The organism is Streptomyces sp. NPDC048185, from assembly GCF_043202495.1.
Classification (GTDB): domain Bacteria; phylum Actinomycetota; class Actinomycetes; order Streptomycetales; family Streptomycetaceae; genus Streptomyces.
Window position 1 is genome coordinate 170,598 of sequence record NZ_JBIDAN010000005.1, and the last position, 25,624, is coordinate 196,221.

General features: G+C 69.5%; 28 protein-coding genes and 3 pseudogenes. 20 read left to right on the forward strand and 11 right to left on the reverse strand.

Annotation, left to right across the window (positions count from 1 at the left end; all coding sequences use genetic code 11):
• A partial coding sequence (locus ACGF3H_RS16795) for an FG-GAP-like repeat-containing protein (RefSeq protein WP_362497696.1) occupies window positions 1-214 on the reverse strand: 214 nt, incomplete at its 3' end.
• A gap of 1,563 nt (window positions 215-1,777) precedes the next feature.
• Between ACGF3H_RS16795 and ACGF3H_RS16800 the strand changes: the two genes are divergently transcribed.
• The 5 genes from ACGF3H_RS16800 (at window position 1,778) to ACGF3H_RS16820 (ending at window position 4,610) form a co-directional block, all read left to right on the forward strand.
• Complete coding sequence (locus ACGF3H_RS16800) at window positions 1,778-2,278, forward strand: hypothetical protein (RefSeq protein WP_362497699.1); 501 nt, start codon at window positions 1,778-1,780, stop codon at window positions 2,276-2,278.
• A gap of 279 nt (window positions 2,279-2,557) precedes the next feature.
• The gene (locus tag ACGF3H_RS16805; protein ID WP_362497702.1) at window positions 2,558-2,683 is read left to right on the forward strand and encodes a hypothetical protein; all 126 of its coding nucleotides are present in this window, start codon (window positions 2,558-2,560) and stop codon (window positions 2,681-2,683) included.
• A 180-nt stretch (window positions 2,684-2,863) separates the two neighbouring features.
• Window positions 2,864-3,229 carry a hypothetical protein gene (locus tag ACGF3H_RS16810; RefSeq protein WP_362497704.1) on the forward strand — a complete coding sequence of 122 codons (366 nt, stop codon included), beginning with the start codon at window positions 2,864-2,866 and terminating at the stop codon, window positions 3,227-3,229.
• 630 nt (window positions 3,230-3,859) lie between these two features.
• On the forward strand, window positions 3,860-4,033 hold the full coding sequence (locus ACGF3H_RS16815) for a hypothetical protein (RefSeq protein WP_362497707.1): 174 nt from the start codon (window positions 3,860-3,862) through the stop codon (window positions 4,031-4,033).
• A 55-nt stretch (window positions 4,034-4,088) separates the two neighbouring features.
• On the forward strand, window positions 4,089-4,610 hold the full coding sequence (locus ACGF3H_RS16820; RefSeq protein ID WP_362497710.1) for a hypothetical protein: 522 nt from the start codon (window positions 4,089-4,091) through the stop codon (window positions 4,608-4,610).
• A 39-nt stretch (window positions 4,611-4,649) separates the two neighbouring features.
• Here ACGF3H_RS16820 and ACGF3H_RS16825 read toward each other — a convergent pair.
• Window positions 4,650-4,931 (reverse strand): annotated as a pseudogene (locus ACGF3H_RS16825) (IS5/IS1182 family transposase); the annotation flags it as partial.
• A gap of 466 nt (window positions 4,932-5,397) precedes the next feature.
• Between ACGF3H_RS16825 and ACGF3H_RS16830 the strand changes: the two are divergent.
• Entirely contained in the window at window positions 5,398-6,657 is a 1,260-nt protein-coding gene (locus ACGF3H_RS16830; protein ID WP_362497729.1) for an IS110 family transposase, read from the forward strand.
• Here ACGF3H_RS16830 and ACGF3H_RS16835 read toward each other — a convergent pair.
• The 4 genes and pseudogenes from ACGF3H_RS16835 to ACGF3H_RS16850 form a co-directional block, all read right to left on the reverse strand.
• Entirely contained in the window at window positions 6,606-7,010 is a 405-nt protein-coding gene (locus ACGF3H_RS16835; RefSeq protein WP_362497731.1) for a transposase, read from the reverse strand. The two genes, ACGF3H_RS16830 and ACGF3H_RS16835, sit on opposite strands and share 52 nt — an antisense overlap.
• Window positions 6,931-7,239 (reverse strand): annotated as a pseudogene (locus tag ACGF3H_RS16840) (transposase); the annotation flags it as partial. The pseudogene ACGF3H_RS16840 and the gene ACGF3H_RS16835, both read right to left, overlap by 80 nt.
• Window positions 7,240-7,375: 136 nt before the next feature.
• Window positions 7,376-7,702: an SCP2 sterol-binding domain-containing protein gene (locus tag ACGF3H_RS16845; RefSeq protein WP_362497712.1), complete on the reverse strand. Its 327-nt coding sequence runs from the start codon at window positions 7,700-7,702 to the stop codon at window positions 7,376-7,378.
• Window positions 7,703-7,827: 125 nt separating this feature from the next.
• Window positions 7,828-8,187 (reverse strand): transposase, encoded by a 360-nt coding sequence (locus ACGF3H_RS16850; protein ID WP_362497715.1) that lies wholly within the window; start codon window positions 8,185-8,187, stop codon window positions 7,828-7,830.
• 6 nt (window positions 8,188-8,193) lie between these two features.
• On the opposite strand from ACGF3H_RS16850, the gene ACGF3H_RS16855 reads away from it, so the two are divergent.
• Both ACGF3H_RS16855 and ACGF3H_RS16860 read left to right on the forward strand, forming a co-directional pair.
• Window positions 8,194-8,646 carry a hypothetical protein gene (locus ACGF3H_RS16855; RefSeq protein WP_362497718.1) on the forward strand — a complete coding sequence of 151 codons (453 nt, stop codon included), beginning with the start codon at window positions 8,194-8,196 and terminating at the stop codon, window positions 8,644-8,646.
• Between the two features lie 55 nt (window positions 8,647-8,701).
• Window positions 8,702-9,100: a DUF5958 family protein gene (locus ACGF3H_RS16860; RefSeq protein WP_362497720.1), complete on the forward strand. Its 399-nt coding sequence runs from the start codon at window positions 8,702-8,704 to the stop codon at window positions 9,098-9,100.
• 106 nt (window positions 9,101-9,206) lie between these two features.
• On the opposite strand, the gene ACGF3H_RS16865 is transcribed toward ACGF3H_RS16860, so the two are convergent.
• On the reverse strand, window positions 9,207-10,301 hold the full coding sequence (locus ACGF3H_RS16865) for a barstar family protein (protein WP_362497722.1): 1,095 nt from the start codon (window positions 10,299-10,301) through the stop codon (window positions 9,207-9,209).
• 440 nt (window positions 10,302-10,741) lie between these two features.
• Here ACGF3H_RS16865 and ACGF3H_RS16870 point away from each other — a divergent pair, with 440 nt between their 5' ends.
• The 4 genes from ACGF3H_RS16870 to ACGF3H_RS16885 all read left to right on the forward strand — a co-directional run bounded on the left by ACGF3H_RS16870 (window position 10,742) and on the right by ACGF3H_RS16885 (window position 14,346).
• Entirely contained in the window at window positions 10,742-11,407 is a 666-nt protein-coding gene (locus ACGF3H_RS16870; protein WP_362497724.1) for a cell envelope biogenesis protein OmpA, read from the forward strand.
• Window positions 11,408-11,811: 404 nt separating this feature from the next.
• Entirely contained in the window at window positions 11,812-12,396 is a 585-nt protein-coding gene (locus ACGF3H_RS16875) for a GNAT family N-acetyltransferase (protein ID WP_362497968.1), read from the forward strand.
• Between the two features lie 336 nt (window positions 12,397-12,732).
• Window positions 12,733-13,065, forward strand: a complete 333-nt coding sequence (locus ACGF3H_RS16880) for a hypothetical protein (RefSeq protein WP_362497971.1) — start codon at window positions 12,733-12,735, stop codon at window positions 13,063-13,065.
• A gap of 162 nt (window positions 13,066-13,227) precedes the next feature.
• A complete protein-coding gene (locus tag ACGF3H_RS16885) occupies window positions 13,228-14,346 on the forward strand; it encodes an IS630 family transposase (protein WP_362497973.1) in 1,119 nt (372 codons plus the stop codon).
• A 25-nt stretch (window positions 14,347-14,371) separates the two neighbouring features.
• Here ACGF3H_RS16885 and ACGF3H_RS16890 read toward each other — a convergent pair whose 3' ends face one another.
• Both ACGF3H_RS16890 and ACGF3H_RS16895 read right to left on the reverse strand, forming a co-directional pair.
• Entirely contained in the window at window positions 14,372-14,944 is a 573-nt protein-coding gene (locus ACGF3H_RS16890; RefSeq protein WP_362497974.1) for a class I SAM-dependent methyltransferase, read from the reverse strand.
• Window positions 14,945-15,247: 303 nt separating this feature from the next.
• Window positions 15,248-16,321: an alpha/beta hydrolase gene (locus tag ACGF3H_RS16895; RefSeq protein WP_362497976.1), complete on the reverse strand. Its 1,074-nt coding sequence runs from the start codon at window positions 16,319-16,321 to the stop codon at window positions 15,248-15,250.
• Window positions 16,322-16,461: 140 nt separating this feature from the next.
• Here ACGF3H_RS16895 and ACGF3H_RS16900 point away from each other — a divergent pair, with 140 nt between their 5' ends.
• Window positions 16,462-17,208, forward strand: a complete 747-nt coding sequence (locus tag ACGF3H_RS16900) for a TetR/AcrR family transcriptional regulator C-terminal domain-containing protein (protein ID WP_362497979.1) — start codon at window positions 16,462-16,464, stop codon at window positions 17,206-17,208.
• A 348-nt stretch (window positions 17,209-17,556) separates the two neighbouring features.
• On the opposite strand, the gene ACGF3H_RS16905 is transcribed toward ACGF3H_RS16900, so the two are convergent.
• Together ACGF3H_RS16905 and ACGF3H_RS16910 are read right to left on the reverse strand one after the other, a co-directional pair.
• Window positions 17,557-18,576, reverse strand: coding sequence for an aldo/keto reductase (locus ACGF3H_RS16905; protein WP_362497982.1), 1,020 nt, complete (start codon window positions 18,574-18,576; stop codon window positions 17,557-17,559).
• A 28-nt stretch (window positions 18,577-18,604) separates the two neighbouring features.
• Window positions 18,605-19,501 (reverse strand): helix-turn-helix transcriptional regulator, encoded by an 897-nt coding sequence (locus ACGF3H_RS16910; protein WP_362497984.1) that lies wholly within the window; start codon window positions 19,499-19,501, stop codon window positions 18,605-18,607.
• 371 nt (window positions 19,502-19,872) lie between these two features.
• Here ACGF3H_RS16910 and ACGF3H_RS16915 point away from each other — a divergent pair, with 371 nt between their 5' ends.
• The 7 genes and pseudogenes from ACGF3H_RS16915 to ACGF3H_RS16945 all read left to right on the forward strand — a co-directional run.
• Window positions 19,873-21,057 carry an MFS transporter gene (locus tag ACGF3H_RS16915; protein ID WP_362497986.1) on the forward strand — a complete coding sequence of 395 codons (1,185 nt, stop codon included), beginning with the start codon at window positions 19,873-19,875 and terminating at the stop codon, window positions 21,055-21,057.
• Window positions 21,058-21,074: 17 nt separating this feature from the next.
• A complete protein-coding gene (locus ACGF3H_RS16920) occupies window positions 21,075-21,389 on the forward strand; it encodes a hypothetical protein (RefSeq protein WP_362497988.1) in 315 nt (104 codons plus the stop codon).
• On the forward strand, window positions 21,389-21,649 hold the full coding sequence (locus tag ACGF3H_RS16925; RefSeq protein WP_393816497.1) for a hypothetical protein: 261 nt from the start codon (window positions 21,389-21,391) through the stop codon (window positions 21,647-21,649). Before ACGF3H_RS16920 ends, ACGF3H_RS16925 begins: the two co-directional genes overlap by 1 nt.
• 20 nt (window positions 21,650-21,669) lie before the next feature.
• Window positions 21,670-22,440, forward strand: a complete 771-nt coding sequence (locus ACGF3H_RS16930) for an SDR family oxidoreductase (RefSeq protein ID WP_362497991.1) — start codon at window positions 21,670-21,672, stop codon at window positions 22,438-22,440.
• A 10-nt stretch (window positions 22,441-22,450) separates the two neighbouring features.
• A complete protein-coding gene (locus tag ACGF3H_RS16935) occupies window positions 22,451-23,497 on the forward strand; it encodes a zinc-binding dehydrogenase (protein WP_362497993.1) in 1,047 nt (348 codons plus the stop codon).
• A gap of 455 nt (window positions 23,498-23,952) precedes the next feature.
• Complete coding sequence (locus tag ACGF3H_RS16940; protein ID WP_362497995.1) at window positions 23,953-25,152, forward strand: serine hydrolase domain-containing protein; 1,200 nt, start codon at window positions 23,953-23,955, stop codon at window positions 25,150-25,152.
• Window positions 25,139-25,564: pseudogene (locus tag ACGF3H_RS16945) on the forward strand (NAD-dependent deacetylase); the annotation flags it as partial. The gene ACGF3H_RS16940 and the pseudogene ACGF3H_RS16945, both read left to right, overlap by 14 nt.
• Window positions 25,565-25,624 lie beyond the last annotated feature (60 nt).

Sequence of the window (25,624 nt, forward strand, 5' to 3'; positions counted from 1 at the left end):
ACCAGATTTGCAGGCCGCCGTCGTCGTTCTGCCACAGGATGTCTGGCCGGCCGTCGGAGTCGAAGTCTCCGGTCGCGACGATGCGCCAGGGTGGTGCGACGAGGATGTTCTCGCCGTTCTCGTCAACCAGCGCGGCGCGGTTCCTGATCCCATGGCCGTCCATGAACCAGATTTGCAGGCCGCCGTCGTCGTTCTGCCACAGGATATCCGTCATCTCTTCGTGGCCCCTTCAAGCGTTACCTCGCAGGCCTCAATGCGGAATTGAAGCCCTTTATCACCACTATGGCGGCTCCTAGACGTGCTCGCCAGGTGAGCCGGTTAGCGTAGTTGACTTCAGCGACTAAATAAATCGCCCAGATGTCACCTGCCGGACCAGCCCGCTGGTAGACCCCCGCGAGCGACTGATTCTCGCCTGGGCAGACGACGGGCAGAGGGGATGGGTCGGACGTACGTAAGCGCCCGCCATTCAAGGGATCATTTTCTGGCGCCACGTCAACACGCGCTCACCAACGGGAGAACGAATTCCATACACGGAGAAGCGAACGTCCGGTGGGCGACCATCTCGACCAGATCGGTGCCCCCCCTTGACCGCCTCCTCCTGGCGAGCACGGGCCAAGTTCCGGATCAGGCTCTGCTTCGTACCTCACGCCTCCGCATGCTGCGTCCATTCCAGCGGGTACCTCGCCTCCCACTCCAGGAAGAGCAACACATAGGGCAGCCCCACGACGTCAGATCCCCGCCCAGCCCCCCGGCTGGCTCGGCCGGGGCAGGCCCTGACCCAAGTCCTGTTGCGGGGCTTGCTCTATGGCGGGTGATGGTCGGCCCACACCGCACCGCATGGTCCGGGCCACCGCCCCAGGCCGGATCCCACGACAGAGAGATCCCTTGATGAACGTCACGCCCAGCCGCACCACCCACCTCTATGCGGGGGGGCAGATCCCTTCGGCCGCCGGGCCCGCCCCCCTTCCGGGGCGGGCCCGGCCCTCCGGCACCAACAGGCCCGGCACCAACCGACACCCCACCGCGAACCCACCACCCATCCATGGGTCGTTCGCCCCTTCCCGGAAGGACCACTCCCATGCCCCTGCCGTCCTGGCACCAACCCCACCTCCCCGCCGCCACACCATCGCCGTACACGTTCGAGTCGTTCGCTGACGAGGTGGCCCGCCTGATGGGTCTGCCCCCAGCCTGCGGACAGGGGATCGCGAGCTCAGCTCCGAGACCGATCACGTCTGGCTGCGTGGAAGTCGGACGTGGGCGGGACGATCCTCGTGCTGGACCGGCCACAGCAGAAGCAGCGCGAAGCCCTCGTCATCAAATTGACGTGGTGCCTCTCCCCGGACCCGGCGGATATCGCCGCGATGGTGCGGGTGTACCAGCGGCGCAGCCGCATCCGAGCACTCCGGTCCCGACTCCGTCGCCTACTGCGCCGTGACTGAGCTGGCGGCCGCATCTGTGAGCTGGCCTGACCGATGAGCCCACGGCCACGGCCACATCACCCCACGGCCCCGCTGTGCCCGGCCCTGCCCCCTGGACACCCTGTCTCGGGCGTGGGGCCGTCCGCCATTACCGAGCCCGGGCCCACCCCGCACCGCCGCGCCGCGCCGCGCCCCGCCGTGCCCCGTCCCACCCCTCCTGCCGTCCCGCGCACCGGCGCCCCGCTTCCCGACGCCCGGCCGTCCGCCGTCGCGGGCCCGGTCGCTGCTTGCCTGGCTTGCGACCGGTCGCTGCAGTGTCCTGCTCGTCAACCGCCACCCCCTTTGATGGGAGTTCCACTGTGACGACTGCCGTGTCCCGTCCCCGCCCCGTGACCGCCCGCATCACCACCCAGCCCGACACCCCTGACACCACCGCCGCCTCCGGTACCCCTGCCGCCGCCCCCGCCGTTGGTGATGGGCTGGGTGTGTACGCCGTCACCGTCTATATGAACACCGCCCCGCACAGCTTCGGCGGCTACCAGCCCCACCACCCCCTCGCCATAGCCGCCCGCTCCGACGGCACGCCGCTGCTTCTGGTCTTCCGCGCCAGTGACCGGATCTGCAGTCACGAGGCCGCCGCCGAAGCCGCGTTCACCGTCGGCAACCGCCAGGGCCCCGACGGCACCGGCCAGACGTGGCCCGCCGACATCCGCTCGGTCTCCGTCGGCGACGTCGTCAAGGTCACCAGCCCCGACCACTGGATCATCCACCTCTGCGTCGCGAACCTCGGCTGCACCCCGGTTGCCGAACCCACCCACCTCACCCCGCTGGCCGGGTCCCGCGTCACCAGCCGCCCCTGACCACCACACCCCGCCCCCGGCCCTGTCCGGCACCCGCAGGGCGGGGCCGGTCCGCGCACCCCGCCGGGCCTGCCCCCGGCACGGCTGGGCTTGTGCCCCTAACCGGCCCCTGTCACATGCTGCGTTCAGCCGGGGGCGCCCCCGCACGAACCCCCTTCTCGTGCGCCGCGCCGCCCCCGGCACGACCGGGCCGCGCCGGGTGCAGGATTCCCCCTTTCCTGCCCCGCGCGCGGCCCGGCCCCGTCCCCAGTCGAAATCCTGAAAAGAGTGCCTTTGCCGATGATGTCTCACACTCGTCCGCCCGCGCGCCGCGTCACCCGCGTCAAGGCGGCCCTCATGCTGGCCGGGCTCTGCGCCCTGACGTGCCTGGCGCTCACCGCGTCTCTGGGCCGCCTGCCCGTCTGACCAACCGCCCCGCCCCAGACCGGCCCCCGGGCCCGCCGCCCGCCGCCGAGGGCCCGCCCCCTCCGGGCCCGCCGACCGCGCCCACGCGGCCGACCCCCCCCGCGGCCGGCGTGCTCGGGCCGGTGCGCCCGGGTCGGCGTGCCCCCTGTTCTCCCGAACGCTTGAGAGGCGACCACCCAGATGAGGACTGCCCCCGCCCCGTTCTTCCCCAACCGGTTCGCCGAGCGCCGGCATGCCTGTACCACGTGCACCCTGGCCGCGGCCTCCGCCACCGCCGTCCAGGACATAGAGCGATGCTGTCCCGAGGGCCGACGCCTGTCGGCATGGACGGACACCCGTCACATCCGCACTGCGATGGGTCCGTACCCGCCGTCGAAGCCCAACGACACCCGCACCTTCCTGTGGTCCCGCTGCACCCGCTGCGGCTGGTACGCATGCTTCCTGGAGGACCAGCAGGCCATGGAGCACACCATGGCCGTTCAGGAGCACGCCCGCGATGCCTGCGAGCCGGACGGCCAGATGCTGCTGCCCACCGACGGGTGGTGACACCGACGACGAGTACACCGCCCCCGCACGGCCGCGGCCGCCCCAACACGCGGCCGTAGCGGCGGAGTTGTGCTGCTAACCGCACGGTGCCCCATCCTTCATTCAGCCGGAGGCGCCCCGCACGAATCCCCCTCTCGTGCGTCGCGCCGCCCGGCACTACCGGACACGAGCAGCGGCCACCCCCACCTCCCTCCCGACCGCGCCGTCCGGCCCGCCGGGCCGCAGGACCCCCACCACCCCCTTCCCTGCGGCCCGGCACCCCGCCCAGCGGCGCCTGCCATGCCCCCGCCGCGCCCGTGCCGCGCTGCTCCCGGCCTTTCGCCGGGACGTCGCCGGCCGTGCTGCGCGTCGCCGACATCGGACGCAAGTGCTGGCGGACGTACGAGCCCGCCCACCGGGTGACGCCGGCCTGGCAGACGATGCAGCTCCGCCCGTCCCTCGCTATGTGCTGGGGCACGAGCTGGCCCACGCCACCCGGCCAGCCGGAGCCCCGCACGGCATCCAGCGTGGCACTGCGCCGCCTCGCCCAGGAGGGGCGCACCGCCTGGATGGGCGACATCCGCCCCCAAAGCCCCCGCCGGAGCGCAGCACCCGCGCCCCGGCCCCACACCGCAGAGAAAGGGCGCCCCAATGCCGGAAGCCGAGTACGTGACGTTGACGGTCGTCGTGAAGAGGGGCGGCGACGAAGGGGACCCCTGTGACGTCCTGCTCGAAGCACACCTTGACGTGGCCTTCGTCGGCCAGCAGGACGGAGTCACCCCGACCGCGCACTTCCTCGGCGCGGACCCCCAGAGCTGGGTCTAGGGCCTGTCCGATGGGTCTGCAGAGCGACCTTGGTCGGCTCTTAAGCTGTGGCGCTATGGATAACCAGCTCACCCATGAGGCCAGTGCCTTCATCAATTTCCGGAACTATAAGTTCCAGGATCCGAGGTCACACGGCTATAGGTGGGTCGACATCAAGCATCTGCGGATCCCGGCAGAGTCCGACGACGCCCAGGAACTGCTCGCGGCGCTCATCGGGCATGAACAGTTCCGGGACGACTACGCAGGTGGTGGAGTCCTGCTGGAGGGATCCAGGCACGGCCCGTATTGGCTGAGCCTGATCACCCCCGACGTCTACGAAACCGTCAGCCGGGAGAAGAGCACGCACATCCTGTGGGGGTGGGCGAACAAGTTCGAGGACGTGCCTGCCAGGCTGGAGGCGGATCTGCAGCAGGAGGTGTTCGACCGCTTGGCAGCGGCCGAGCGCATCTACTACCCGAGCGGGCTCGGGGATGAGGCCATTCATGACTGGGGGCGTGTGCACGAGGACTTCCACGAGTTCGTGCTCATCGACCGCTCAGCTGGACGGATCACTCTCCTCGTCGCGGCCGACGACTGAGTCGGTGGGCATGGCTGCGGTGGAAGGGCATTCGAGGAATCAGGGGCGGAGCCACAGGCGAAGTGCGGCCAGAGTCACCGTGCCGTGGAATACGTAGGCTCTTTTATCGTACCGAGTCGCTACGGCCCTGGATCCCTTGAGAGCGTTGATGCACCGCTCGACCTCGTTTCTGCGGGCATACCGGGACCGGTCGAAAGCGATGGGGCGACCGCCTCGGCTTCCGTGTCGTCGGCGGTTGGCTCGCTGGTCTCGACGTTCGGGGATCGTGTGCTGGCTCTGCCGTCGTCGCAGGTACTGGCGGTTTCGACGCGAGCTGTATGCCTAATGGGACCTGAAGGTCGGCACGCGAGTCCTGATCACGGTTGAGCAGGCTGCCCTTCAGGGCGCGGAGCGAGCCTTTGAGTATGCCCGGACCATCGAGTCCTGTTGACAAGACGAGGTCGACTCCGCGCCCGTCACGCGATATTGCGACGTTTGGAGAGCCCAGACCGGCCTCCAAGAAGGCCGGAACGGTCGTGATGGTGCAGGTCATGGACGTCTTACGTCGTCGTACCCGCTCTCCGCTCCTGATGCGGTTCGCTGGTCGCAGTCCGAGCCGGTTGTGCGGACCACCTCTCTCCACTGCCTGAGCTCCAGCTCTGATGCAGACCGAGGGCCGCACGACTCGCTGGGGTTGCGAACGGCTGGTGGGATGACGTGCCTCGAGCACTTCCATTAGGGAGCACGCGCACCCTGCACAGGCTCTGACCTGAGGCCAAGAGCCATGACACAGGAGGGCTGCATGGAGATGACCGGGTTACCGACGCCCGTGTTCTGCGGAGTGGATTGGGCCGAAGACCACCACGACATCGCGCTGGTCGACGCCGGGGGAAAGCAACTCGCCAAGCAACGGATCAACGACGATGCGGAAGGATTCGCGCAGCTCACCGCGCTGCTGAGCGAACACGGTGATCGGGCGGACGCCCCGATTCCTGTCGCGATCGAGACTTCCCGTGGTCTCCTCGTCTCCTGCCTGCGGGCCACCGGACGGCCGGTCTACGCAATCAACCCGCTGGCAGTCGCCCGCTACCGGGACCGCCACTCCGTCGCCCGGAAGAAATCCGACGCTGTCGATGCCGCTGCCCTGGCGAACATCCTTCGCACCGACATGTCCGCCCACCGGCCACTGCCAGCGGATTCCGAGCTCGTCCAGGCCGTCGCCGTGCTCGCCCGGGCCCAGCAGGACGCCGTCTGGGACCGCGGCCAGGCACTGAACAAGCTCCGCTCCCAACTGCGCGAGTTCTACCCCGCCATCCTGGAAGCGTTCGCCGCCCACAAGCACGGTCTTTATGCCCGCGAGGCACGAGCGATCCTCGCTGCGGCCCCGACCCCGACAGCTGCCACGAAACTGACACGCCGTCGCCTGCAGTCCCTGCTCAAGCAGGCTGGCCGAGTACGCGGCATCCAGGCCGAAGCCGACAGGCTGCACGCAGTCTTCCAGCAGGAGTACCTCCACCAGCCCCCACTGGTCGAAGAAGCCCTCGGCCAGCAGACATCTGCCCTACTCAGGAGACTGAACACTGCCTGTCTCAATGCCGACCAGCTTGAGGAAGCCACTGCTCAAGCTTTCGAGAAACATCCGGACGCAGCGATCATCCGCAGCTTTCCAGGTCTCGGATCCTTAACCGGTGCCCGAGTCCTCGCGGAGATCGGCGATGACCGGGCCCGGTTCACGAGCGCGAGCTCGCTCAAGGCATACGCCGGAAGTGCTCCGGTCACCCGCGCCAGTGGCAAGAGCTGCAAGGTCATGAGCCGCAAGGTCAAGAACCAGCGACTGGCCGCAGTCGGCTACGTGTGGGCATTCGTCTCCCTCACCAAATCACCGCGGGCAAGGGCCCACTACGACCGCCGCAGAAGTGCCGGCGACCGCCACGTCGCGGCGCAGCGCAACCTGCTGAACCGCTTCATGGGCATGCTCTTCCACTGCCTCCAGCACTGCCAGGTCTACGACGAGACTCAGGCCTTTCCGAACCCACTACCGGAACACCTTTCCACCGCCGCAGCTTGACGCTTATCCGCGTGGGATGTCTTGTCGGCCAGGACCACCTCCGGCCTGGTGCGGGGCCGTCCCGAAGGGCGGGGAACGCGCAGGCGGGCCATGACGTCCGTGAAGGCGGGTGCGTCTGCGGCCTGACCGGCGGTGAGGACGAACGCCAGGGGCCGGCACCGGCCGTCGGCCGCGAGGTGGATCTTCGTGGTCAGTCCGCCGCGGGACCGGCCGGTGGCGTGATCGTCCGGCTCGCCGGCCGGGGCCCCTTTTGCGGGCCCCGGCCGCGTGCTGGTGAGCGCGCACGATGGTGGAGTCCACCGATACCGCCCAGCTGACGTCTTCGTCCGCGTCGGCCTGGGCCACCAGGGCAGTGAACACCCGCTCCCACGTTCCGTCGACGGCCCACATCCGCAGCCGGTTGTAGACGCCGCGCCAGTTGCCGTACTTCTCCGGCAGGTGCACCCACTGGGTACCGGTCTGGAACTTGAAGGCGATCGCGTCGATCACCTCACGATGGTCTCGCCAGCGGCCACCCCGCTTCAGCGTCCGGTCCGGGAGCAACGGCTCGATCCGCGCCGACTGCGCATCAGTCAACGGCACACCCGGACCAACGACCGGCTGATCCAAACGAAATGGCCTAGTGCCTGATCAGTGAGGCACTCCTGCTCGGCGCGTGCGCAGACTCCTTGAAGGCCACGTATGTCTCCGGCCAGCAGGCCGGAGACACTGACCACGATCAGGCCGGGAAGAATTCGCCGAACTTCACGAGCTGGGCCAGGTCGCCGCGCGCCTGCACACAGTCGCGCTTGTACTCCTTCGCTAGGTCCGTGCAACCGGCGACGATCTGCTCCAGGAGGCCCGAATCCATCGTGAAACGGCAGGTGGGCTTCGGGGGCCTTCCTTCCTGCAGATCGCAGGTCCCATCCTTGATGACGAGGTAGTAGTCCTTCCCTTCCCCCGTCTCTTCGTCCAGCACGTCGAAGGCAAGGGTCACGTTCTGGCCGCCAGCAGCCGACGGGTTGAACTTGTTCTGCAATGCCTTCATGGTTTCGGCTAGGGCCATGGTCTGTCCTACCTCTCACGGGTCACGGCCGGTCCGTCAGAACGGTCCGGTTCTGCACAAGATGGATCTTCGGCAGGCTTCGCCCGGATCATTAACGGCAGCTGTCTCCGGGGTGGGCGCCGGTGCTATTCCCAGGTGCCGTCGATGGCCCACATCCGGTTGTAGGCACCTCGCCAGTTGCCGTACTTCTCCGGCAGGTGAACCCACTGCGTGCCGGTCCGAAACTTGTAGGCGATGGCGTCGATCACCTCACGATGATCGCGCCAGCGGCCACCCTGTTTCGGCGTCCGGTCCGGGCGTGAAGGCTCGATCCGTGCCCACTGCGCTTCAGTCAACGGCAAACCCGGACCAACGACCGACTGATCCAGACGAAATTGCCTAGCCCGCGAGGCCCTCGCTCCTGATGGCGGATAGCGGCACCTGCGCACTCGGCAAGCGGGTCGTAGGAAAAGCAGATGCCGAATCACGGGCCGTGCGGGCAGCATGCGTGCATGTCTACCGAAGTCAGCGGGATGATCGAGTGCCGGCCAGGTGCCCGCCTCTGGGGCCCCGACGACGAGGACTCCGTGTGGCCCGCCGCCATCGACCTCTTCCTACTCAGCAACGGCAACGCCTACGACGCCCTCGCCTGCCGCTTCGGCATCCGGAACCACTTCGGCTTCCGCCCTCTGGCCGAAAGCCGCGGCTTTCCGAGCGACGCATCCGAGAGGCTTCAGACCGAGTACGCCGCGTACGGCGGATCTCCTGACACCCACGGCATGACATGGATCACGTGGGCCGAGCTCGCCTCGACCGACTGGCAGGAAACAGACAGCTCCGGCACGCGAAGCCGAGAATCGGTCGCCGGAAACGAGACCCACTGGGGGCCGGTCTGGAGCGTGATGCGGACACTCAGCGAACTCCATGGAGCAGAGCATGTGCGACTCGCTACCTGGTTCCACTGACCTCGACTCCGCGGCGAAGCGAGACGAAGCGCCGCTTGCCCGATGGGAGACCGGCGTGACCGAACGCGACGTCATACTCAACGAGCTTGCCCAGGGGCTCCGCCCGATGTCACAGGGCATCGCATGGTTCGACGCACTCGCCCCAGAGGAGCAGTCCGAGGCCCTGCTGTTTCTGCGCCACCACTGTGTCCAGGCACGTGCCGTGGCCGAGGACGGGCCGGAGGGCATCCGCCGTGCCGGTCTGCGCCCGACGCACACACCGGCGGTGCTGATCACACGTGGTCGGATAGACGATCAACTGGGGAAGATCGCCTCTCTGACTCCCCGCGACGAACGCCGGAAGGCCTTCCGGCTGCTGGTCGCGGTGCTAGCAATCGCAGACGGACGACGCCGCGAGCGCTACTGCTCGAACGGTTGCAGTCACTGGTGGCACAGGCTGTCCGCCGCTGACTGAACCCTCCGTCGGCATCAGCGCCCAGTTGGGCTCCCGTATCAGGCGCGTACGTAGCCCAACGGACCGGCAGCAGCGTTGGAGTCACTACCGCGGCAGCTCGGCCAGTTCACGTGAGGGTCACGCGCATCCCGCCCTCGGTCAGAACTTCGATCACCAGGGCGACCAGGTCATATTGCTCACCCTCTGGCGCCAGGACGCGGGACAGGTACTCGCGTGCAGTCGCAGCGTCCCGCCAGACCAAGGTCGCGACAGCGGTATAGCCGAAGTTGCCGCGCAGACAGTCCACGAGGGCGTCCAAGCAGCCGCCGAAGTAGCCGCCCGGCCCGTTGACGGCCTCGCCGAGTGCCAGGTAGAGGCCCGGTTCGTCCGTGATGTGCCGGCCATCCAGCTCGTACGCGTGTCCGGCACGGTTCTGGTGCTTGAGCCGACAACCCCGCTCCCGGACGAGATCGAGCCAGGCCCCACGCTGGCGGGTCTCGAGCCCGGCCCAAGCACCAGGGGCGTCCGGCGGGCCGGCAAGCCAGCGCTCCCATACTGGCCGGGCGTATCCCGGTACGGGTGCGAGGTATCCGTCGAGTTCCAGATCAATCAGCTCCGTCCCGCGGGAGGACGGCTGCCACGTACGGACTTTGGGTCGCAGCAGCCGATCGGTGAGCGGTTCGCCCCGGTCGTCCCGTATCTCAAGCCAGACCTCCTCCAGGTCCAGCGTGTGCCGGGTGCCCGTAGCCAGTGCCCGCCGTAGCCGATCACTCGGGACAAGCCCCCGCAGGACGAGAGGAGGTTCCTCTTGCTCGGGCGGCAGGACGCGGGCGAACTCCCGGCAGGACCCCAGCCACCGGTACCCGTCGTGCAGCCGGACAGGCCCCCGGTGCCCCTCGGGCGGGCCCACGTAGTCGTCCAGACCGGTGAGCACAAGACCGTCCGTTCCCGGGTACTGCCCGAGACTCTCCGCGTCCTCCAGCAGCCAGGCATCGAGCGTTCTGTCCTCCGGTACCAGCCACACCCTGCTTCCGACCCAGCCGCGCGGGACCTCAGCTCCATCCGGAGCCCAGCCGAACAGCTCGTACGTCCCGCGCAGGGGTTCCCGGAACAATCCCTCCACCTCGGCGCAGACGCCCCAGACGTGGCCGCTTCCTGTGTCCGTCAGCGCGTACCGTCCCTGCCCGCGATGGCCCCTGTCCATATGCACGGGGGGAATCATGTCCAGACCAGGGGTAGTCCGTGAAGCTCGTTTCGAGATCAGTCACGGTGAACCGTTCCGGGTCGGATGGAGGCTGAGCGCTCGATCTGGCGGATGGCGCCATCTGAAGCGCTCAGTGCACACCCGCCCCTAGCCGCAGGGTTGCGCCGCTAACCGCACCGTGCCCCACCCTGCAATCAGCCGGGCCCCGGGCAAGAGCAGCGGCCATCCCCACCCCCCTCCCGGCCGCGCCGCCCGGCCCGCCGGGCCGCAGGACCCCACCACCCCCTCCCTGCGGCCCGGCACCCAGCCCATCCCCCTCCCGGCCCCGCGCCCGCACCCAGGGCGCGGGGCCCTCCGCGTCCACGCGCCGCCCAGGCCGCCGGGCCACGCCCAGCCCAGCCCCGCTCTTCCGGTTGCCGGTTGCCGGTCTAACCCCCGGCACCCGCAAGAAGCAGCCCATGCACCCGATCCCTCAACGCTGCGCTCACCGCCCCGTCGCAGGCCAACTGGTCGTACCGTACGTATCCCTCATCCACGGCGGCCACGCGGCATTCGGCACCCTCGACGCCGACCGAGCCCGCACCGCCTTCCTCGACCGCCTCTGCCAGATCTGCGGCCACCGGCTCGACGAACGATGCTGGCTGATCGTCCGCCCCGCCGACACCGCCCGGAGCCACTCGCCAGAACCGGCACTGCACCCCGAATGCCTGCCCTACACCGCCGCAACCTGTCCCATGCTCAACGGCCAGGCCACCCACTACCGGCAGCGTTCCGTCCTGGCCAGCCACCCGGCCGGACGGCCCTGCACCGACCCGTCCTGCCCCTGCCCCTCCCGCACGCCCGACAACGGCCACGCCGCCCGCAGCGGCCGCCTGGCCGACCGGTACGAAGCATGGATGATCGACACCCGCCACTACCAGCTCGTACCGCAGCCGGACACACCCGACGTCCCAGCGGGCATCAGCCTCAACGTGCCCATCCTGCGCAAGCGCACCCTGCGCAAGCGCACCCTGCGCGAGGCCACCCCGACAGCCGCCCGGTCCTCCTTCCTCGACCTGATGCGCTCCGCTCTGGAACTCGGCATCGCGGCCGACTGCCCAGCCTCCGCCGATAGCGACAGCTGACCGGCGGCCCCTCACGGCCCCGTGCCCGGACCCCGTCCCGGCACGGGGCCGACGTGTTTCCCTCCGCCGGGCCGTGCCGGCCGACGTATCCCCGCCCCCGCCGTGCCGTGCCCGGCCGCCCTCCGGGCACGGCCCGCCCGCCCGCCGCCGTCCGCGCGCGCCCGGCACCGGCGTACGCCCCGCCCGCCGCCCGCCGCCCGCCGTCCGCCGCCCGCCGCCCGCCGCCCGCCGCCCGCCGCCCGCCGCCCGCCGTCCGCCGCCCGTCGCCCGCGCGCGGCTGCTTACGGGTTGGTTGCGGGGCTAACCCTTCGCCCGGTCACCGTCCTGCCACCGCCCCCCTGCCGCGCCTCTCCCAGGCGTCGGGGGACGGGCCGCCACCCACCAGGACCGAAAGGCCACCCCCTGTGACCACCCACACCGGCACCCACACCGGCACCCACCCCGGCACCGGTATGGACGTATCGGGCATCGCGATCCGTCCCGTGCACGCCGACGAGCTCGACACGTTCTTCGACCTCATCCAGCTGATCGACCTGCACATGCCCGCCGACCAGCTCCCCGCCCTGAAGAACACCATCAACACCGCCCTGAACATCCACGACGGCGGACCGTTCTCCCACGGTTACAACCACTTCCTGTTCGCCACCCTCCCCGACGGCACCCCCATCGCATCGGTTCACGTCGGTCCCGCCCGCTGGATGATCAACCCCCAGATCCCCGCCCGCATCCGCCGCACCTTGATCGACCGGGCCAGCAACATCGACACCATCGCCGTCCACCCCACTTATCGCGGCCACGGCATCGGCAGCCGCCTGATCACCCACATCGAAAACGACTTCCGCAACGCCGGATACCGCGCCCTGACCCTCCGCCACGAGTACGACAACAAACGCTTCTTCACCACCCACGGCTACACCAGCCTGCCCCGCCTCGCCGTCGACCTGGCGCCCGCCGGACTCTTCACCGACCACGACCCCGCCTGGAAGTAAGCCATCAAGCCCCTCACCCCCACCGCCCACTTCACCCGCCAGCGCGGCTACACCACCCTCACCGGCCTCCTCGACTAACCCCGCCAGGCCCCGCGGCCACCGGCCTCGTCCCCTGCCACGCCACGGGGGCGGGGCCGCACTCCTACGGCGGGGCAGCCGCACGAGCCTCGCCCGGCGCCCGCCACAGCTCACGCCCCGCCGCCCCACATCACGTCCGCACCGCGCCCGCGCCGCCCGTCGGGCGGGGGCTTGCCCCGCTAACCTCCCGCCCCCGCACCGTGACCCCACCAACCGGCCCCCACCAGCCGGGCCGGACCACCACGAAAGGCACCCGCCATGGACAGCACGACGACGGTCACCGTCGAAGACATCCCCCTCACCCCCGAGACGCCGTCGGCGAGCATCACCCCCGGCCGCCGCATCCGCCTGATCCGCATCACACCGGTCTGCCTGACCAACCTCACCGGCACCACCCAGGCCCTGCCAGACGGAAGCCGCAGCAAGACCCGCTTCGACGTCCTCCTCGACGAAAGCAGCACTCAAGCCCTGCGCCAGGACCACCGCGTCGACAACACCACCAGGATCGACCGCCCCGCCCCCAACATCGAGCGGTTCCTCCTGCACGGCATCCCCACCATCTGCATGCTCCTCGCCGAAAACGACAGCTGACCCCCCCGGTCCCGCACCCGGAACTGTCCGGGGCGGGACCGCCCGCACACCCCGCGCCCGCCGTCCCGCGCCCGCCTAGTGCTCTGACCGGGAAGGTTCGCCGGGTTGGCGATTGGAGCGGTTGGATGGGCGGCGACGTCCGTTCCGACCGCTGGAGGTGTGGTGGCTGAGCCTGTGCGCGTGCGCAGACTGACCGACCAGGAAGGGCAGAAGCTGCAGCAGATCGTGCGCCGGGGAAGTACCAGCTCGATGCGTTACCGGCGGGCGATGATGCTGCTGGCCTCGGCGGGCGGGAACCGTGTTCCGGTGATCGCCCAGCTGGTCCAGGCCGACGAGGACACGGTGCGGGACGTGATCCACCGGTTCAACGAGATCGGCCTGGCCTGCCTGGACCCTCGATGGGCGGGAGGCCGTCCCGGCCTGCTCAGCACTGACGACGAAGACTTCGTCGTCCAGACGGCCACCACCCGCCCCACCAAGCTCGGCCAGCCCTTCACCCGCTGGTCGATCCGTAAACTCGCCGCTTACCTGCGGAAAGTGCACGGACGCGTCATCCGTATCGGTCGTGAAGCGTTACGGTGCCTGCTGTTACGCCGCGGCATCACCTTCCAGCGCACCAAGACCTGGAAGGAGTCGCCCGACCCCGAGCGCGACGCCAAGCTCGACCGCATCGAGCACATCCTGGAGCACTTCCCGGACCGGGTCTTCGCCTTCGACGAGTTCGGGCCCCTGGGGATCCGACCCACTGCAGGCTCCTGCTGGGCGAAGCAGAGCAAGCCCGACCGTCTGCCGGCAACCTACCGCCGCACGCACGGCGTGACCTACTTCCACGGCTACTACTCCGTCGGCGACGACCGGTTGTGGGGCGTCAACCGCCGCCGCAAAGGCACCGCCAACACGCTGGCCGCGCTGAAGTCGATCCGTGCCGCCCGGCCTGACGGCGCCCCGATCTACATCATTCTGGACAACCTCTCCGCCCACACCGGAGCGGACATCCGCCGCTGGGCGAAGAAGAACAAGGTCGAGCTGTGCTTCACCCCGACCTATGCGTCCTGGGCCAACCCGATCGAGGCGCACTTCGGCCCGCTGCGGCAGTTCACCCTGGCGAACTCGAACCACCGCAGCCATCCCGCGCAGACCCGGTCACTGCATCGCTACCTGCGCTGGCGCAACGCCAACGCCCGCCACCCCGACGTCCTCGCCGCACAACGCAAGGAACGCGCCCGCATTCGCAGCGAGAAGGGCATCCGCTGGGGCGGCAGACCAGCCCTCGCGGCGTGATCAAGAACGGTCCACGCCTTCCTCGCTAGAGGCGGCGTGCCGCAACCACCGCTGAACTGGCGGGCGTTGTGAGTACTTCAGTGGCATCCAGGGCCGGATGAGTGAGGTAGAACAGGCGGAGCTCATCCACTTCGCCGCCGAAACGAGGCGGCCAATGGGGCGATGGGGTGAAGTCGTCCAGGATGAGAAGGCCACCGGGAGCCAGCAGCTCGACGACCTGGTCGGGGTCGTCACGCTTGCCTCCGCCGTCGCAGAAGAAGACATCGAAGGGTGCGTGCTGCTCAAGCAGCCGCCAGTCCCCGGTGAGGACGCTGACGCGGTTGTCGTCCGCGAAGAGACCAGCCGCTCGACGCGCAAGCTCCTCGTCCCGTTCCACGGTGACCAGGCGGGCACCGGCGCCAAGCCCGCTGTGCAGCCAGGCGGTACCCACGCCCGAGCCGGTGCCGCTCTCCGCACTGACTCCGTGGGGTTTCGCAGCAGCGGCCAGCCTGAGCAACCTGCCCACCTCAGGGATGCAGCTCTTCTTGAAACCCGCCTCTGAGGCGACACGCTCCGCGGCCACCACGCGAGACGGAACCGCACGCTCTGCCATGATCACGAATCCCCCTTCACCGTAAACATGACGCTATCCGCCGTCAGAGGCGTCCGTACGGAGTTTCGCCTGCCCAGACCCGGCAAACCTTCCCGGTCAGAGCACTAGGTGACCCACGCCGGCCGAGCGCGTTCCCCCTGCCACCACGGCCCCCGCCGGCGACCAGCCCCAAGGGGCGAACTGAGATGTGCGCGCGGGGGAGGCACGACGCCGTGCCCCCCCCAACCCGCACTCCCGGTTCAAGGGCGGGGCGACGATGGCTCGACCCAGGTACGGGATGTGTGCGCTCCTCGGCTACGGTCAGGCATTTCACCGGGTGGTGGAAAGGGCGGGCAGGAGGTGCGTGCGCAGGAAGGCCGAGAAGACCTCGGGCCGCCGGTAGGCGGCGAAGTGGCCGGCGTCCTCGATGAGGGTGAAGTGTTTGACCGGAGCGTGGACGTCGTCGAAGTAGGCGCGGGCACGCGCGGGCGTGTTCACCAGGTCGCATGCGCCCTGGACGATGAAGAACGGGACCTCGAAGGCGGTGCCGTCGGCCCAGTCGTCGAAGCAGGCGGTGTCCGGCAGCACAGCGGCGGAGACCATGAAACTCTTGAAAAAGGTGATGATCTCCCGCAGTGAGTGCTGGGGCGAGTACCACAGTGACTTCATCACCAGTGACTTCATCGCGGCGAAGGTGTGAGGGTCGGTGGCGGAGGCGAACCGGTTGAAGTGGCTGAACTGCTCGGCGCTCCAGGCCCGCTGGTCGTGGCCCATGTCCCGGACGGCGGCCCGTTCCTTCTTCTTGCCCGCCTGCTCCAGTCGGTCCAGAGCGGCGTAGTAGTCGAAGGTGTCCCGGCCGCCGTCGAAGATCTTCTGGTCGGTCCCGATGTAGGCGCTGACGAGTTCGGGATGGCTGCGGGCGAGACGCAGGGCTATCGCGCTGCCGAAGGAGCAGCCCAGCAGGACGACACGCTGCACGCCGAGGTGGGCTCTCACATACTCCACCACTTCGAGGGCGTCCTGGAGCAGCCGGTCGAAGGTCAGCTCGCCCTGGCCTTGCGCGCCGGAGCGGCGCAGGGTCTTTCCGGTGCCGCGCATGTCCCAGCGGACCAGCGTGATGTGGCGCTCCCAGGCGCGGGAGACGCCCGTCAGGATCGAGTTGGACGAGCCGGGGCCGCCGTGCAGTTCCACGACGACGGGGTTGGCGCGGTCCTCGCCGCGGATGGAGAGCCACTGCTCGAGGCTGCCGATCTCGACGAAGCGCTGCTCGTCGATGCCGTGGCTGCTGGTGATGCGGAGTCGGTGGGCAGCGCCGGCGCGCACGATCGCGCGGTGCGCAAGGGCGCCGGCCGCGGGGACGGCGACGAGTGCGGTGACGGCGGTGGTGATGACGGTTACGAGCATGGAATTCCTCCGGAGGCTGCAGCAGAAACTGTGTATGTGCTACACGATTAACTTCTGTGTATCTTATACACAGTTGATGGGCGGGCCGCAACACCCCTGGCTTCTCCAGGGCAGCCCGTCCGCGGAGAGGAGGCCGTGCCGTGCCGGGGAACAAGGAGAGCGACCGAGACCCGGGTGCCAGCCTCGCCCTGCTGTGGGGCGAGGCCGACAACCGCCCGAGGCGGGGACCGAAGCCGAAGTTCACCCCCGTCGACGTGGCCCGTCGCGGTGTGGAGATCGCCGATGCCGAAGGGCTCGAGGCCCTGTCCATGCAGAGGGTGGCCGAGCTGCTCGGGGTCACCACGATGGCCCTGTACCGCTACGTCCCCGGCAAGCCCGACCTCATCGACCTGATGGTCGACACGGTGCTCAGCAACCCGCCCGACCTCACCTGCGTCCCGGGCGGCTGGCGCCCCCGCCTCGAAGCCTGGGCCCGCGCCTGCCGCAACGTCTACCGCGCCCACCCATGGATCCTGACCGCGACGGGCCTACGGCGACACGCCATGGGTCCGCACCAGGTGGCCTGGCTGGAAACGGTCCTGGCCGCCTTGGAGCCGACCGGTCTCACCGCCCGCCGGCGCCACGACGCCGCGATCCTCATCCTCGGCCTGGTCCGCAACCTCACCCAGGAAGCGCTCGACAGCACCGAACAGGGCGACGAGGAATGGAACCGTCTCTCCGCCCACCAGCTCACCACGCACGCCGACCGCTACCCCGCCCTCACCCGGGTCATCGCCGAGGGCGCCTTCCCCACCGACGACGACCCCCTCGCCTTCGGCCTCGCCTGTGTACTCGACGGCATCCAAGCCCTCATGGATCGCTCCGACCGCATGAGCGGTTCGGCCTGACTGCCTGTCGGCGAAGGATCGAACGAGGCCTACGGAGCGTCCTCGCGGTCGTGCCACGACAGCGGGCCGCTACCCGGACACCGCCATGCCCGTCGTCATCGGCGACCCGCTCCCGTGTACCGCCGTCGCCGTCGACATGGTCCAGCTGCGCACCGACCGCTTCGACGGCGCGAAGCCATTCTGCACACCCACCGTATCCCGATGGCGGACAGCTGCACCGCCGCCCACTGCGCCGCCGATAGGGAAGGCGGTGATCCTGTTACGGCGCGGCGCCAGGGGCCACTGCTGGTCGGTAGGCCGTGATGGTGCTCGGGCTCGGCCGACCGTGACCGGCCGAGCCGGCTGACGTCAGCGTCGGCGCTGGTCGGTGCGGAGTTCGAAGTCGCCGTAGCTGTTGTCGACCGGGTTGACGGTGACGCCCGGTGCGACGATCTCGTCGATGGCGTCGAGGATGTCGGACGACAGGGTGACGTCGGCGGCGGGCAGGAACGCCTCCAGCTGCTCCATCGTGCGCGGCCCGATGATCGCGGAGGTGACGCCCGGGTGGTTGATCACGAAGGCGACGGCCAGCTCGATCAGGGTGAGGCCGGCCTTCTCCGCCAGGACGGCAAGCTGTTCGACGGCGTCGAGCTTGCGCTGGTTGGCGGGGGTGCCCGTGTCGAACCGGGCCTGGGGACGGGCCGCGGAAGCGGGTCCTTCGGTGACGTTCTTGCGGTAACGGCCGGAGAGCCAGCCGCCGGAGAGCGGGCTGTAGGTGAGGGTGCCCATGCCGTGGCGGCGCGCGGTGGGCAGCACGTCTTCTTCGATGCCGCGGACGAGGATCGAGTAGGGCGGCTGCTCGGTGACGAAGCGCTCGAGGTTCCGCTCGCGCGAGGTCCACTGGGCCTCGACGATCTGTGAGCCGGAGTAGGAGGAGGAGCCGATGTAGCGGACCTTGCCCTGGCGGACGAGGTCGGTGAGGGCGCCGAGGGTCTCGGCGACGTCGGTGTCGGGGCTGGGGCGGTGGACCTGGTAGAGGTCGATGTGGTCGGTGCCGAGACGGCGCAGGGAGTTCTCGACCGCGCGGATGATCCAGCGCCGCGAGCCGCCGCGCCGGTTGGGGTCGTTCTGGTCCATGGGCATGAAGAACTTGGTGGCCAGGAAGACGTCCTCGCGGCGGCCCTTCAGGGCCTTGCCGACAATCTCCTCCGAGACGCCGGCGGAGTAGACGTCGGCGGTGTCGACGAAGTTGATGCCCGCGGCGAGGGCGCGGTGGATGATCCGGATCGAGTCGCTCTCGTCCTCGTTGCCCCAGGGGCCGAACATCATCGCGCCCAGGCACAGCGGGCTGACCTGGACGCCGGTACGGCCCAGCGGTCGGTACTGCATGGAGTGGTGCTCCTCTTTCGTGTGGGGGTCAGTCGTTGCCGGAGGGCACGACCGTGCCGGTGGTCGCCCAGCTCGCGAGCAGGTCCAGAGCCTGCTGTTCCGGAGAGTCGGGCTCGGGTGTGTAGAAGTTCAGGCGCAGGCCCGGGTCGGACGGCAGGTCCATCGCCTCATAGGGCAGGGCAAGGTCGCCGACGAGCGGGTGGTGGAGGTTCTTCACGCCGGAGCGGTGGAACTTGACGTCGTGCCGGGCCCAGCGGCGGGCGAAGTCACCACTGCGGGTGGTCAGTTCGCCGATCAGATCGGTCAGCGCCCTGTCGTGAGGAGCGCGGCCCGTCTCGGTGCGCAGGAAGGCGACGGCATCGTCGGCGCCCTTGTCCCAGTCGGCCCAGAAGTCCTGGCTGGCGGGGTCGAGGAACATGAAGCGGGCGCTGTTGACCGGCCCGCGCTGGGCGAACAGCGGTGAGTCGTAGACCGGCGCGTACAGGGCCCGGCCCAGTGTGTTGGTGGCCAGGATGTCGAAGCGGGCGTTGCGGACGTAGGCCGGTACGTCGACCATGGAGTCGAGCAGGCGCATGATCGTCGGCCGTACCCGCGAGGAGGTCGTCGTCGGCCGCCGGCCGGACGGGGTGGAGGCGCGGGCCAGGTCGTACAGGTGGGTGCGTTCGGCCTCGTCGAGCTGCAGGGCGTGCGCGAGTGCCTCCAGGACCGAGTCCGAGGCACCGGCGAGGTTGCCGCGCTCCAGGCGGACGTAGTAATCGACGCTCATGCCTGCCAGCAGGGCGACCTCTTCGCGGCGCAGGCCGGCGACCCGGCGGTTGCCGCCGTAGACCGGCAGCCCCGCCCGCTCGGGAGTGATCCTGGCCCGCCGGGTGCTGAGGAACTCCCGCACCTCGGCGGCCACGTCCTTCTTGCTGTGGTCGGTCATGCTCATTTCCTGATGTCTTCCGCTGTCGCGCCCTGGGCGGACAGTTCCCGGCGGGAGCGGTCACGGAGCAAGTTCGTCTCGGGCGCCGCCCGGACACCGGCTGGCGCAGCGGCCCGGGAGCGGCATCGCGTCGACCGCCGGGCCGGACCTGGGATCGAGAAGAGGGGCAGCACGGCGGACTCCTCTCGATCGGCTGACGCGGTGTGCCGGCTTTTCCACGGTAGGTCGGCCGGGGCGGGCCTGCGAGGTACTGCCAGTACCTGGAAGAGCAGTGACTCCCACTGCCCCGTCGAAGTGCCGTTACCTGGGAGAAGCCACAGATTGGCGGCCCGGGATCGGGCCGCACCACCGATCGCGACGCGAGGAAGACCGTGCGCACAGCAGCCACCCACGACACCGGCAACCCTCACGCCGGGCCGGTCGCCGAATCGAGCCGTCCGGGCGGGCCGAGCGGCGGCAGGACCTCCGCCCCACGCCGCCAGGCGCGGCGTTCCTCTGGGGGACCGGTCCATTCGACGCTGATCCTGGCGATCATCTGCATCAGCTACTTCATGGTCATCCTGGACAACTCGATCGTCTTCACCGGGCTGCCGCAGATCCGCTCGGACATGGGGTTCTCCGAGACGGGCCTGTCGTGGATCACCAACGCCTACGTCCTCGTCTTCGGCGGGCTGCTGCTCCTGGGAGCACGCGCCGGTGATCTCTTCGGCCACCGCACGGTCTTTCTGTACTCCCTGGTGGTCTTCTCGCCGGCATCGCTGCTGGTGGGCGCCGCCCAGAGCTCCTGGTGGCTGATCGCGGCCCGAGCGCTCCAGGGCGTCGGCGCCGCCGTTCTTGCCCCGTCCGCGCTCTCCCTGCTCACGCGCAGTTTCGCGGAGGGCGAGTCCCGCAACCGGGCCATGGCCGCCTACAGCGCCGTGGCCGGCCTCGGCGCGGCGTGCGGGCTGGTCGTCGGAGGTCTGGTCGCGGACCTGATCTCGTGGCGGGCCGGGTTCTTCCTGAACGTCCCCATCGGCATCGTGATGATGGTGCTGGCGGTGCGGTTCCTGCCCGAGACCGAGCGGCGCGGCGGCCGGTTCGACGTGGCCGGGGCGCTGCTGGCGACTCTGGGCTCGACCGCGCTGGTGCTGGGTATCGTCGACGCGGCCGACCACGGCTGGACGGCACCGGCCGCCCTGCTCCCGCTCGCAGCGGGCGCGGCGCTGCTGGCCTTGTTCGTCGGGGTGGAGCGACGGGCCGCGCAGCCGATCGTGCCGCTGCGGCTCTTCGCGAGCCGCGAGCGGTCCGGCGCCTACGTCACCCGGATGCTCTACATGGGCGCAATGATCGGGTTCTTCTTCTTCACCGCGCAGTTCGTGCAGAGCGTCTACCAGTGGACACCGCTGCAGGCCGGCCTGGCCTTCCTGCCGATGACGCTGGTCAACTTCGTCTTCGCGGTCCGCGTACCCCGGCTGCTGGAGAGCTTCGGCAGGCCCCGGGTACTCGCCGCGGGGGTCGTGCTGACGACCGTGGGCATGGCCTGGCTGAGCCGCTGGACCTGCACACCCCCTACCTGACGGGAGTGGCCCTGCCCATGGTGATCATCGGTGCCGGCCAGGGTCTGGCGCTGGCCCCGATGACCTCCAGCGGCGTCGACGGCGTCGCGCCTGAGGACGCGGGGGCCGGTTCGGGACTGGTCAACACCGTGCACCAGATCGGCAGCGCACTGGCCCTGAGCATCCTGACGGCCGTGGCCGCCACCGTCTCAACCGGTCACGCGGCCGCCGACATCGCGGCGCGCTCCGGCACCGCCCTGACGGGGTCAGCAGTCCTGCTCGCGCTGGCCGTCGTCGCCGTCCTCGCCCTGATCGTGCCCGCACGGGCGCCCCGCAAGCAAAGGACTACGTGATGCAGACCCTCGCCCTCAACAACGGCGTCGAGATGCCCGCCCTCGGACTGGGCGTCTTCCGGACGCCGCCCGACGAGACGCAGGCGGCCGTCAGGGCAGCGCTCGACCCTGGCCACTTCGCCGCCGAGCACAAGGTCACCGCCGACATCGAGCTGATCGGCGCACAGGACGTCAACGCCGCCTACGAGCGGATCAACGCCTCCGACGTCCGCCACCGGTTCGTCATCGACGCCTCGAACTTCACCGGGCCGACGGCATGACGCGGCCAGCCCCTTCGGACATGAACCGCGTCCTGCTCATCGGCGGCACCGGCAGTATCGGACGCCTCGTCGCCGCCCGCCTGCTCGAGCTGGGTCACCTGCCACGCGTGCTCACCCGCGACCCCGACCGCGCCCGACGGTCGCTGCCCGACGGAGTCGAGGTGGTGACAGGCGAACTTGCCGACCCGACGGCTATGTGCGCCGCCGTCGCCGGCGCCGACGCCATCGTGATGACCCACGGAGCGCCCTACGGGTCCGACGACTACTCCGCGGTCGACTACGGCGCCGTGCCCGCGGTGCTCGACGCGCTGGACGGACATCGCGTGCCCGTAGTGCTGATGAGTTCGATCGGGGTCACGGCCAGCGGCGGGCAGTCACGAGAGCTGCTGGACTGGAAGCGACGCGGTGAGCGGCTCCTACGGGGCACCGGTCTGCCGTACACCATCGTCCGGCCCGGCTGGTTCGACGCCGCCGGCGGCCCGCAGCAGCGGGTCGACCTGCGCCAGGGCGACCTGACCGAGTACGGGCCCGTCCGCCGCGACCACGTCGCCGAGACGATCGTCCAGGCCCTGCTGACCCCGTACGCGACGGGCCGGACCGTTGAGGTCTTCTCCGTCGACGGCCCGGCCCGCACCGACTTCCCGAGCGAGTTCCGAGCAGCCGAACCCGACCGCCCGGGCGACCTCGACGGCGCCCGCGACCGGCCCGGACCATGGCCGAAGACAGAACCCGAACATGTCCGCGCAGACCTACGCCGTCACGCCCACATCCCCCCGACACCCGATATCTGAGGAGACAGTCATGAAGGCAGCCATCTTCCGAGGCGAGAAGCACATCGAGCCGGGGGAGCGCCCTGAGCCCACCGTCCAGGAGGCGACCGACGCCGTCGTCCGCGTCGTCCGCAGTTGCGTGTGCGGCTCCGACCTCTGGTACTACCGCGGCATCAGCCCCCACAAGGTGGGCAGCATCGGCCACGAGTACGTCGGCGTCGTCGAGGCGGTGGGCGAGGACGTGCAGACCCTGGCGGTAGGCGACTTCGTCATCGCCCCCTTCACCTACAACGACGGCACCTGCCCCGCATGCCGGGCCGGATTCGAGTCCAACTGCGAGCACGGAGGAGCCTTCGGCGACGGCGAGAGCGACGGCGGCCAGGGCGAGAAGGTCCGCGCACCCTACGCCGACGCGACCCTCGTGAAGGTCCCCGCGCCCGCCGACGGGTTCACCGACACCCAGCTCGCCTCCTTCACCGCACTCTCCGACGTCATGTGCACCGGTTACCACGCCGCCGTGAGCGCGGGCGTCAAGCAGGGCGACACCGTCGCCGTCGTCGGTGACGGCGCAGTCGGCCTGTCCGCCGTGCTGGCCGCCAAGCTCCTCGGCGCCGGTCGGATCATCGCGCTGAGCCGTCACGCCGACCGGCAAGCGGTCGCGGGAGAGTTCGGCGCCACCGACATCGTCGCCGACCGCGGCGATGACGCCGTCATGGCCGTGCTCGGCCTCACCGACGGCGCCGGCGTCGACGCCGCGCTCGAATGCGTCGGCACTGACCAGTCCATCGAGACCGCCGCCGGCATCGTCCGCGCCGGCGGCATGATCGGCGCCGTCGGCGTCCCGCTCTACGAGAAGTTCGAGTACCAGACCCTCTTCTGGAAGAACGTCGGCATCAAGGGCGGCGTCGCCCCCGCCCGCCACTACATCCCCGAACTGCTGCAGCACGTCCTCGACGGAACGATCAATCCTGGACGCGTCTTCGACTACTCCACCGACCTCGACCACATCGCCGACGCCTACGCCGCCATGGACGAGCGCCGCGCGATCAAATCGCTCCTCACGGTCAGCCAGCCGTGAGTCCGGCACCCTGCACCGGTTCGGCCCAGGGAGAGACCAAGCCAGGCGCCCACGAGGCCGGCGACCCGGATCACCTGATGGTGGCGACGGTCCGTTGCGTTGCCCACCCGTCGTTGCAACGGGCGTAGTCGGTGGCCCGGCGCAGGCGCCAGTGGCTTCGCACCGGAGAACGACCTCTCACGATCGCACTGTCACGGATGTGTGGGAAGCCCTGGCCGGGCTGCTCAGCCGGTAAGAGGCTTCTCACACCTCACGACCAGAGTTCAAAGGCACCTACTGAGCTTCTTCATGGTCTGACTTCGTGTGACCAGTCGGTGTAGCCGGCGGATGTCCATGAGCCGTGGCAGGTTGAGGACGGTCCAGACAGCATCAGCCGGCACACTGGGGAGAACCCGACCGTGGCACCTCTGGTTGGCCGGATGGTTCGCCGGACGTGTCGGTCCTAGCGTCGTCTCATGTCGATCATGCGGAGTCGGACCAGTCGCCGGACAGTGCTCGTGCTCGCTGTCGCCGTTCTGGCGTTGCTCGTTCCGGCAGGATCCGGAGCGGCGGCCCCCGATCGCCTGTCTCAACTGCAGCGTGATGCCGACGCACTGAGGGACGACGGCACCACAGGCGTATCGGTGAGACTGGAGACGCCCCACGGAGTATGGGCCGTCCGTAGCGGGGTCAGTAATCCGAGCACCGGCCAGCCTGTGGCCACGAGCGGCTACCTGCGGATCGGCAGCACCACCAAGACGTTCGTGGCGACCGTACTGCTCCAGCTCGCCGGTGAAGGCCACCTGTCGCTGGACGACACGGTGGACACGTGGCTGCCCGGCCTGGTCCACGGCCACGGCAATGACGGGCGCCGCGTCACGCTGCGCCAGTTACTTCAACACACCAGCGGGCTCCCCGACTACATCGGCGACGTCGTCCCTGATCTCAGCGCGGCCGGGTACCGCGCGAACCGCTGGACCACCTACACCTCCCGGCAACGTGTGGCCCTCGCGATGAAGCACCGGCCGTCTTTCGCACCGGATACCGGCTGGGCGTACTCCAACACCAACTACGTGCTCCTCGGCATGGTCATCAAGGCTGTCACGGGCCATTCGTGGGAGCACGAAGTCCGGACCAGGATTATTCGTCCGCTGCAGCTCACCCGCACTCTCACACCTGGCAACTGGCCGTTCCTGCCCGGCCCTCATGCCCGCGACTACCAGCAGTTCGAGCCGGGTGGTGCCCTGACCGACACCACGGTCGCCTACCTTCCCTTCGACGCCGACGCCGACGGGTCGATGATCAGCACAGCCGCGGACACCAGCAGGTTCATCACAGCACTGGTACAGGGCAGGCTTCTGGCCCCCGCACAGCTGGCTGAGATGCAGCGGACCGTCGAAGTCCCCGCCGACCGCGGCTTCCCACCGGACACGCGCGACGGGCTCGGCCTGTTCTGGACACCGCTGCCCTGCGGCGGCGGGTATTGGGGACACAGCGGCGACGGATTCGGATACCTGGTGTGGCCTGCCACGACTCCGGACGGCGGGACCACCGTCACAGTCTCCTTGCACAGCCGGCCGGGCGATGAAAGCACCGCCACGCGGCAGATACAAGACGTTACCGCTCTCGTCGACCGAGCACTGTGCTCCGCTCGTCGCTCTGCGGCATCTACGTGAACAGCACTCGTCCAACCGCGCTGAACAGAGGCGCTGCAACAAGCACAGCGCGCCCTGTCCACTGGTCGAACCACTCAGCTGTACTTGGCACGATGCCCCGAACGTAGGCGGCATCCTGAAGCCGGCGACGGTGATGTCCGGCGAGCGGCTCGACCCGGTGGTGCTGGGCGAGGCGGCCGCCATCAGCAAGGCGTGCCAGGTGTTCATCGCCGTCGGAACCAGTCTCCAGGTGCAGCCTGCGGCAGGACTCGCCGGTGTGGCCGCCGACCACGGCGCCCGCCTGGTCGTCGTCAACGCTGAGCCGACCCCGTACGACGAGCTCGCCGAAGAAGTCGTCCGGGAGCCGATCGGGACGGCCCTGCCCGAGCTGCTGCGCGGGCTGGAAGGCGGGAGGGACGGAGAGGACGACTGAGCACGTCGACGAGGAGGTCGTGCTGTGTCGCGCATCACATCCGGCCCATGTCACGTTCCG

What these genes read in the sequence shown, in the direction of transcription:
- ACGF3H_RS16845 (WP_362497712.1), bottom strand. Translation starts at nt 7,702, where the DNA reads ATGGCCCTAGCCGAAACCATGAAGGCATTGCAGAACAAGTTCAACCCG.
- ACGF3H_RS16815 (WP_362497707.1), top strand. Translation starts at nt 3,860, where the DNA reads ATGCCGGAAGCCGAGTACGTGACGTTGACGGTCGTCGTGAAGAGGGGC.
- ACGF3H_RS16850 (WP_362497715.1), bottom strand. Translation starts at nt 8,187, where the DNA reads ATGCTGCCCGCACGGCCCGTGATTCGGCATCTGCTTTTCCTACGACCC.
- ACGF3H_RS16810 (WP_362497704.1), top strand. Translation starts at nt 2,864, where the DNA reads ATGAGGACTGCCCCCGCCCCGTTCTTCCCCAACCGGTTCGCCGAGCGC.
- ACGF3H_RS16880 (WP_362497971.1), top strand. Translation starts at nt 12,733, where the DNA reads ATGGACAGCACGACGACGGTCACCGTCGAAGACATCCCCCTCACCCCC.
- ACGF3H_RS16870 (WP_362497724.1), top strand. Translation starts at nt 10,742, where the DNA reads ATGCACCCGATCCCTCAACGCTGCGCTCACCGCCCCGTCGCAGGCCAA.
- ACGF3H_RS16920 (WP_362497988.1), top strand. Translation starts at nt 21,075, where the DNA reads ATGGTGATCATCGGTGCCGGCCAGGGTCTGGCGCTGGCCCCGATGACC.
- ACGF3H_RS16895 (WP_362497976.1), bottom strand. Translation starts at nt 16,321, where the DNA reads ATGCTCGTAACCGTCATCACCACCGCCGTCACCGCACTCGTCGCCGTC.
- ACGF3H_RS16905 (WP_362497982.1), bottom strand. Translation starts at nt 18,576, where the DNA reads ATGCAGTACCGACCGCTGGGCCGTACCGGCGTCCAGGTCAGCCCGCTG.
- ACGF3H_RS16820 (WP_362497710.1), top strand. Translation starts at nt 4,089, where the DNA reads ATGGATAACCAGCTCACCCATGAGGCCAGTGCCTTCATCAATTTCCGG.
- ACGF3H_RS16935 (WP_362497993.1), top strand. Translation starts at nt 22,451, where the DNA reads ATGAAGGCAGCCATCTTCCGAGGCGAGAAGCACATCGAGCCGGGGGAG.
- ACGF3H_RS16865 (WP_362497722.1), bottom strand. Translation starts at nt 10,301, where the DNA reads ATGATTCCCCCCGTGCATATGGACAGGGGCCATCGCGGGCAGGGACGG.
- ACGF3H_RS16925 (WP_393816497.1), top strand. Translation starts at nt 21,389, where the DNA reads ATGCAGACCCTCGCCCTCAACAACGGCGTCGAGATGCCCGCCCTCGGA.
- ACGF3H_RS16855 (WP_362497718.1), top strand. Translation starts at nt 8,194, where the DNA reads ATGTCTACCGAAGTCAGCGGGATGATCGAGTGCCGGCCAGGTGCCCGC.
- ACGF3H_RS16910 (WP_362497984.1), bottom strand. Translation starts at nt 19,501, where the DNA reads ATGACCGACCACAGCAAGAAGGACGTGGCCGCCGAGGTGCGGGAGTTC.
- ACGF3H_RS16830 (WP_362497729.1), top strand. Translation starts at nt 5,398, where the DNA reads ATGACCGGGTTACCGACGCCCGTGTTCTGCGGAGTGGATTGGGCCGAA.
- ACGF3H_RS16940 (WP_362497995.1), top strand. Translation starts at nt 23,953, where the DNA reads ATGTCGATCATGCGGAGTCGGACCAGTCGCCGGACAGTGCTCGTGCTC.
- ACGF3H_RS16930 (WP_362497991.1), top strand. Translation starts at nt 21,670, where the DNA reads ATGAACCGCGTCCTGCTCATCGGCGGCACCGGCAGTATCGGACGCCTC.
- ACGF3H_RS16805 (WP_362497702.1), top strand. Translation starts at nt 2,558, where the DNA reads ATGATGTCTCACACTCGTCCGCCCGCGCGCCGCGTCACCCGCGTCAAG.